7 protein-coding genes are annotated in these 6,927 nt (G+C 66.8%); 6 read left to right on the top strand and 1 reads right to left on the bottom strand.

The window, feature by feature from the left end:
- Positions 1–234 (bottom strand): hypothetical protein (locus tag ACYVG5_RS19985; RefSeq protein WP_460683476.1); only part of this gene is annotated, 234 nt, incomplete at its 3' end.
- Between the two features lie 220 nt (positions 235–454).
- On the opposite strand from ACYVG5_RS19985, the gene ACYVG5_RS19980 reads away from it, so the two are divergent.
- The 6 genes from ACYVG5_RS19980 to ACYVG5_RS19955 all read left to right on the top strand — a co-directional run bounded on the left by ACYVG5_RS19980 (position 455) and on the right by ACYVG5_RS19955 (position 6,730).
- Positions 455–1,807 (top strand): aromatic ring-hydroxylating oxygenase subunit alpha, encoded by a 1,353-nt coding sequence (locus ACYVG5_RS19980; protein WP_222050398.1) that lies wholly within the window; start codon positions 455–457, stop codon positions 1,805–1,807.
- A 2-nt stretch (positions 1,808–1,809) separates the two neighbouring features.
- The gene (locus ACYVG5_RS19975) at positions 1,810–2,301 is read left to right on the top strand and encodes an aromatic-ring-hydroxylating dioxygenase subunit beta (RefSeq protein WP_222050397.1); all 492 of its coding nucleotides are present in this window, start codon (positions 1,810–1,812) and stop codon (positions 2,299–2,301) included.
- 37 nt (positions 2,302–2,338) lie between these two features.
- Positions 2,339–3,181, top strand: a complete 843-nt coding sequence (locus tag ACYVG5_RS19970) for an alpha/beta fold hydrolase (RefSeq protein WP_222050396.1) — start codon at positions 2,339–2,341, stop codon at positions 3,179–3,181.
- Between the two features lie 500 nt (positions 3,182–3,681).
- Positions 3,682–4,020, top strand: coding sequence for a bifunctional 3-phenylpropionate/cinnamic acid dioxygenase ferredoxin subunit (locus tag ACYVG5_RS19965; RefSeq protein ID WP_460683477.1), 339 nt, complete (start codon positions 3,682–3,684; stop codon positions 4,018–4,020).
- Positions 4,020–4,946, top strand: a complete 927-nt coding sequence (locus tag ACYVG5_RS19960) for a DODA-type extradiol aromatic ring-opening family dioxygenase (RefSeq protein WP_222050395.1) — start codon at positions 4,020–4,022, stop codon at positions 4,944–4,946. The genes ACYVG5_RS19965 and ACYVG5_RS19960 overlap by 1 nt, the downstream gene beginning before the upstream one ends.
- The gene (locus ACYVG5_RS19955; RefSeq protein ID WP_246631018.1) at positions 4,946–6,730 is read left to right on the top strand and encodes a thiamine pyrophosphate-binding protein; all 1,785 of its coding nucleotides are present in this window, start codon (positions 4,946–4,948) and stop codon (positions 6,728–6,730) included. The genes ACYVG5_RS19960 and ACYVG5_RS19955 overlap by 1 nt, the downstream gene beginning before the upstream one ends.
- The last annotated feature ends 197 nt before the right edge of the window (positions 6,731–6,927 follow it).

Here is a 6,927-nt window from a genome sequence, read left to right as displayed (position 1 = left end):
GGAGGTGACCACGCAGCCGACCATCCCGACGCTCAGCGCCTGACCAGACATGAAGATCACGCGGTAGCCGTCACACACCACGCCCGGGGACTTGACCGGCCCCCTTCCGTGTGGGCCCGAGCCGGGAACCGCTCCGGAGCCCTGATGGACGCCGTCGGTCCGCTCCTGATCAATACCTGAGGGGCATAGCTTCAATCCGAATAATGCTATGGACAACACTGAGACGCTCGTCATAACGTCCTGCTCCGTACCACAGGGGCGTCCGGGATGTCGCGGTGCCGCCCGTCCGGCCATGAACCATTCGGATAGGAGCGCACAGACCATGCCCAGGCCAAGGAAATGACCCCCAGAAGACCGGACAACGGCTCCTCGGTCACGGCGCGGCGGCCGAGAACGGATTCAGGACGCCATTCGCACAGTGTGACGTCTGCATTTCCCACAGGAGGGATCCACCATGTCGAACGTCGGTGAACTGCGGGACATCGTCGACTGGCGAAACGGGCGGGTCGCGTCAGCGATCCACTTCGACGAAGACCTGTACCGAATGGAAGCCGAGCGCGTCTTCAATCGCGCATGGCTCGTCGTCGGCCACGAGGACATGGTTCGCAAGCCCGGCGACTACATCACCAACTACATGGGCGAGGTGCCCGTCATCGTGGTGAGGGACGCCGGAGGACAGATCCGGGTCCTGGTGAACAAGTGCTCCCACCGGGGCAACCAGGTGTGCCTCTTCGACCGCGGCAACGTGAAGGGATTCACCTGCTCCTACCACGGTTGGAGCTTCGGCCTCGACGGCACACTGACCGGGGCACCGCTGGAGCAGATGGTCTACCGGGGAGAACTGGACAAGGTGGCCTTGGGGCTGGAAGAGGTCGCGCACGTCGCGAACTTCCACGGATTGCTCTTCGCGTCCTTCGATCCTGCGGCACCCGCACTCGACGAGTGGCTCGGCGAGGACGTGCGCTGGTGGCTGGAGAACTTCGTCCTCGGGGGGCCCGTCGGTGGGTTGGAGATGCTGCCTGGGTGGCACCGGTACCGCTCGCCCGGGAACTGGAAGCTCGTCTCCGAGAACTTCATCGGGGATTCCTATCACGTATACGCGGCCACCCACATCTCCTGGCTTGCGATGGTGCAGGACTTTATGGGGAAAGGGATCAGGATCCCGATCATCACCTATCCCGGCACCACAGACCCGCCGATGTACGAGGGATTCGCCGGATCCGGACGGAGTGCGCCGCTAGGCATGGGCATGGTCGTGGCCGGCAACGATGCGCTGTACAAGCGGGACCTGGCAGAGGCTCAGGAACTGGGACCGGAGGCGGTCGAGTGGGTGGAATACCGGCAGCGTCAGCTTCTCGAGATTGCGAAGGACCGGGAGCTGAAGCCGTATAGCTTCATGCATGGAGGACTGTTTCCCAACCTGGGGTTGATGGGCTTTTTCTCCCCCATGATCGGGCGGCATTTCCAGTCGTTCCACCCGCGTGGGCCCGTCGAACACGAGTGCTGGCAGTGGACCATGGTGGAGCGGGACGCGCCGCAAGCAGTCAAGGATCTGGCGGTTCAGCGCGTGTACCAGGGCCAGCACATGGCCGGAGTGATCGCACCGGATGACGTCGAGAACTTCGAGCGGATGGTCGAGGCGGGGCGCGCCCGGCGCAACTGGGACCGCCCGTTTCACTACGGCCTGCAGTTCGGTCACGAGGAGGAAGGCCCGAAGGGCCTGCCCGGAAACCTCGGTCCCACCCCGAGTGAGGGCAATCAGCGCCGGTTCTACCGGTTCTGGCTCGAGATGATGGAACGGAGCTGACCATGGCAGTCGACTGGGCGCTGAAGGGGGAGCTCGAGGACTTCCTCTACCGCGAGGCGCACATCCTGGACGAGCATCGCCTCGAGGACTGGCTGGACCTCTTCACTGAGGACGCCGAGTACCTCGTCCCCCTCCGCGAGTACCTGCAGGGGGACGTCGCGCCGGCTGGACATCCCATGATCAAGGACGACAAGCAGATGCTGACTGTGCGGGTCCGTAAGGACGCCACCGGCTACTCCCACGTGGAGACCCCGGTGTCGATGACCTGTCACCTGATCAGCAACGTGGTCGCGGACGAGACGGACAACCCCGACGAGGTCAACGTGCGGAGCGCGTTCACCGTCCGCCAGGCCCGGAAGCTGCGCGATGAAGCGTGGTGGGCCGGCCGACGCTGGGACCGCCTACGACGCGTCGACGGCGGCTGGAAGATCGCGCGGCGCGAGGTGCACCTCGACGCGACGGTGCTGCCCCGCGGCATCGCCATCTTCTTCTGATCCTCAATCACCGAAAATCTGTCGGAAAGGGAAGTCCATGACACAGGCTGTGGCCACTCTCGGCGAGGAGGGCACGGGCAGCTACGCACAGGCCGGGCCCTACCGCCTCCACTACCACGAGGACGGGCAGGGCCCGGCGGTCATCATGCTTCACGGCGGCGGTCCAGGTGCGACGGCGTGGTCGAACTTCAGTGGCAACATCGGGCGGTTCGCTGAGCGGCATCGGACGCTGCTGGTCGACATGCTGGGCTTTGGTGGGTCGGACCCGGTGGTGTTTGAGAGCGAACCTGCCACGACGGTGCGGGCGCGGGCGTTGCGCAATCTGATGGACACACTCGGCATCGAGAAGGCCAGCTTCGTCGGCAACTCCATGGGTGGCACCACGGCGATGGCCTTCGCCGTCGACTACCCCGAGCGGACGGAACGGCTAATCCTTATTGGAGCGGCCGGCAAGACGCGCACCGTGATCGCGCCGCAGCCCACCGAAGGGCACCGGCGGCTCGCCGAGGCCGGCAGAGACCCGAACGTCGAGACGATGCAGGCGCTGGTCAACACCATGCTGTTCGACCCCAGCCTCATGACGTCTGGGGCGCTCGAGGAAAGGGTGCAGGCGGCACGCAAGGAATCGCATCGGAATGCCGCAGCTCGCTCCACGGCGCCGTGGCGCGACCAGACCGACGAGTTCTCCAGGATCGCGGCGAAGACACTCATCGTCTGGGGTCGGGAGGACCGGGTGAACCCGCTGGAGATCGGCCTGCAGCTGCTGCGAGACATCCCCGACTCGCGTCTGCACGTGTTCCGCAACTGCGGCCACTGGGCGCAGATCGAGCACGAAGCGGAATTCAACCGTATCGCACTCGAATTCCTCGCAGCGGCGTGACGAGTGTGCGCCGTGCCGCGGCCGGAGGCCCGTGGCGGTCGCGGTTCGTGCTGGTGCCGCAGGCCTGGGCCATGGCCGAGACGGAGGACGACGTCAGAACCCACTACGTCCAGGGCGGCGGGGGTGAACGGTTAGCGCTCATGCTTAGCGGTGGCTCAGGCGCGCGCGGACGGCGATCTATGCCTGCGACGGGCCGTCGCACTTCACGGGCGGGTACTCCTGGTACGCCTACCGGGGCCCTGGTCGCACGGGACAGTCGACTCCACTTCGACCGTTGCCGGGAAACCGGGAAGGCGCCGTGGTCCCCAAGCTCGCCGAGCGTGACCGATGCGGACCTCCGAGAACAGTGCGGGATTGAGCTGCACCTCGATCACCCCCATTGGCGCACTCGGCGACAGTCCCGCGGAATTCATGGAATACCGGCCATTTGTCTTGGAGCAATGATGGTGATGGCCGTCGCCGCGTGGACGCCTGAACCGGTGGGGAGTTGAAGGTTGGCAGTGTCATCGATGGGCCAGGTCTACATGTGCGCGGTGGAGGACGTTCCCGTAGGTGAGGGCATCCGCATCGAGCTTCCCGACCTGCCCGAGCCCGTGGCGGTGTTCAACGACGAGGGCCGGTTCTACGCGCTGAGCGACACCTGCAGCCACGCCACGGCCTCCCTCGCTGAGGGTGAGGTGAAGGACTGCCAGGTGGAGTGCCCGCTGCACTGGGCCCGGTTCGACCTCGCCACCGGCAAGCCTCGGTCGCTTCCCGCACTCTTCCCGGTCCAGACCTACGAGGTCACGGTCACGAACGGGAACGTCTACGTGAGCGTCCCTACCATCGGAGGAAACTGATGCTCGTTCTCGGAGTCGCGTCGTCGCACGCGCCTGCCATGCTCCTCCCGGCCGACTTGTGGCCCACGGCGTACGAAATGGCGACCGGCGTCGTGCCGCAGCCCCAGGCCGCCGCTGCGGAGACACCTGAGACGAATGCGGTCGCCCGGCAGCGGATCGACGCTGGCGTCGCCGTGCTGCGCCAGACACTGGAAGCCGCGCGGCCGGACGCGTTGGTCATCGTCGGTGACGACCAGAATGAGGTATTCGGACCGGCGTTCAACCCAACACTCGCCGTCTTCTGCGGCAGCGAGGTAAGCGGAAGCACGCTTCCCCGGTTCCGTGACCAACCCGGCGTCGACCGCCGCGTGGACCTCAAGTGTCACAGTGAGCTCGCTTCCCACTTTGCCGCCGGTCTCATCCAACGCGGCTTCGACCCGGCAGTGATGACAGAACTCCGGCCACTCAGCCGCCCGGACGGCATCGGGCACGCGTTCACCCGTCCCGCGCACTTCCTCGGAGTGGCCGACGCAGGCATCCCCGTGATCCCGATCTTCCTCAACGCCTATCACGACCCTCTTCCCTCCGGTCAGCGCTGCTACGACCTGGGCGCAGCCATCCGGGACATCGCGGACGGCAGGCCCGAGCGCATCGCCGTCTTCGGTTCCGGCGGCCTCTCGCACGACCCAATGGGGCCACGAGCAGGCTGGATCGACCAGCGGCTGGACAACTGGGTACTCGACCGGATCGCGGAGGGACGAGGCGACGAGCTGACCAGACTGTTCGGCTTCGACTCCGACACGCTTCGGGGTGGCACCGGAGAGATCCGCTCCTGGATCGTGGTGGCGGGGGCCTTCGCCGGTCTCCCCGCTCACGTGGTGGACTACGTCCCCCTGCACCACGCGGTCACCGGTCTCGGGTTCGCCTACTGGAACCCCGCCACGTAATGCCTGGGGAACTCCGCGCCGGTGTCCCAGCCGTCGGTGCCGAGAGGCCGGGCCCGACGAAAAGGAGTTCCGTGTCGGGCCCGGCTCGGTCCACGGCTTCCGGCGGACCGCATCGGCGCACGGGCGCCGACCTGGTCATCGAATGCCTCAGGCAGGAGGGAGTCGACCTCGTGGCCGGCGTGCCCGGCACGACGGTCATGGACCTCATCGACAGCCTCGCCCGTCAGGACGCGATCCGGTTCGTGGTGACCCGGCACGAACAGGTCGCCGGATTCCTCGCCGACGGGGTGTCCCGTTCCGGCGGACAACTGGGTGTCTGTCTGGCCTCTCGAGGGCCGGGAGCAGCCAACCTGGCGATCGCCGTCCAGAACGCCTACGACGAATCCGTCCCCCTCCTCGCGCTCATCGGGCAGGTGCCCGGAAGCATCACAGAACGCGGCGCCTTCGAGGAGATGGACGTCGTGGCGACCTTCCGGCCCATGACGAAGTGGGCCGTCGAGATCCACGAGGTCCAGCGCATCCCGGAACTGCTCCAGCGGGCACTGCGCGCCGCCGTCACCGGCCGCCCGGGGCCCGTCGTCGTCTCCCTCCCCCTCGATGTGCAGCAGGCGCCCGCCCCCGAGCAGCTGCGGCCTGCTCCGCGGCGGCGGAGTCACCCGCCGGCACCCGCCGACGGCGGCGTGCGGGAGGCGACCAACCTGCTCGCCGCCGCGGAGCGGCCCGCAATCGTGCTGGGTGGCGGCGCCGTCGGTGACCCGGGCAGCTACCTTCGACTCGCTGAACGGCTCGCCGCGCCGGTCGTGACTACCTGGATGCGTCAGTACACCGTCCCGCATGACCACCCGGCATACCTGGGAGCTCTGGGCTACGGCGCCCACGAGGTAACCGAGCAAGTCGTGCGGGATGCCGATGTCCTGTTGGCCCTCGGCTGCCGGTTCTCCGAGTTCACCACGAAGAGATGGACCCTCCTCTCCCCCACCACGCGCCTCGTGCACGTCGACATCGATGCCTCCGAGCTAGGCAAGGTGTACGTGCCCGACGTGGGACTGGTGTCCGACGCGCGGCTCGCTGCCGAATCCCTGGCCGCTGCCGCGCCGGCTCCGAGCGACGGACAGGCTGAGTCTCGGCGGGCCCGCCTGCGCACCCTGCGGTGCGAGTTCGACAGGGTGTCCTCTCTTGAGTCGGAGGACCTGGCCGCCGACGACCCCGGTATCGGCGTCAGCAGTCTCACCGCGGTTCGCGTCCTGCAGCAGCTGGCCACCCGGGACGGGGTGCTCCTACTGCAGGACGCGCCCAGTTTCGCCCCGTGGACCCATCGGTACTTGCGGCTTCCCCGCGCGCGCAGTCTCTACGCATCAGCCGGTGGCGCCATGGCGTGGGGACTACCGGCCGGCATGGGTATCGCGCTGGCACGACCGGGCCAGCGGGTCGTCACCGTCAGCGGTGACGGCAGTTTCTGGATGGTCGCCCAGGACTTCGAGACCTGCGTCCGGGAGAAGATCGGCCTGGTCAACATCGTCATGAACAACTTTTCGTACGGAAACACCCGCGACCGTCAACGATCCACCCACGGCGGCCGCTATCTCGGCGTCTTCTATGGCAACCCGGACTTCGCGGACTTCGCTCGCTCACTCGGGGGCTTCGGCGTCCGCGTGGAGACCGATGCCGACCTGGCCTCGGCAGTGGACGAGGCCCTGGCCCAGGACCGTCCAGCCATCATCGACGTCATCCAGGACCAGATGTACGGCCTGCCGCCAGGGCTTACGCCACTCGACGCCCGGTGATGGTGACGGGGCACCGGCAGCAGGTGTTGCCTCATCCGTTCTCGATGAGTAAATGATGCATGGCATGCAGCCTTCAAGCCATATGGCCTGGTCAGAGCTCCCCCGAGTGGACTCGAACCACTAACCCTGCGATTTGATCTTGAGGCGTTTGCTCACGTTGGCCCGCGTTGAATACGCCGGGAGGTTGTCCCGGGTCT

The sequence above is a fragment of the Modestobacter lapidis genome, assembly GCF_054780755.1.
Note: the sequence above shows the minus strand (reverse complement) of the source record. Positions and strands in the feature narration are given on the sequence as shown.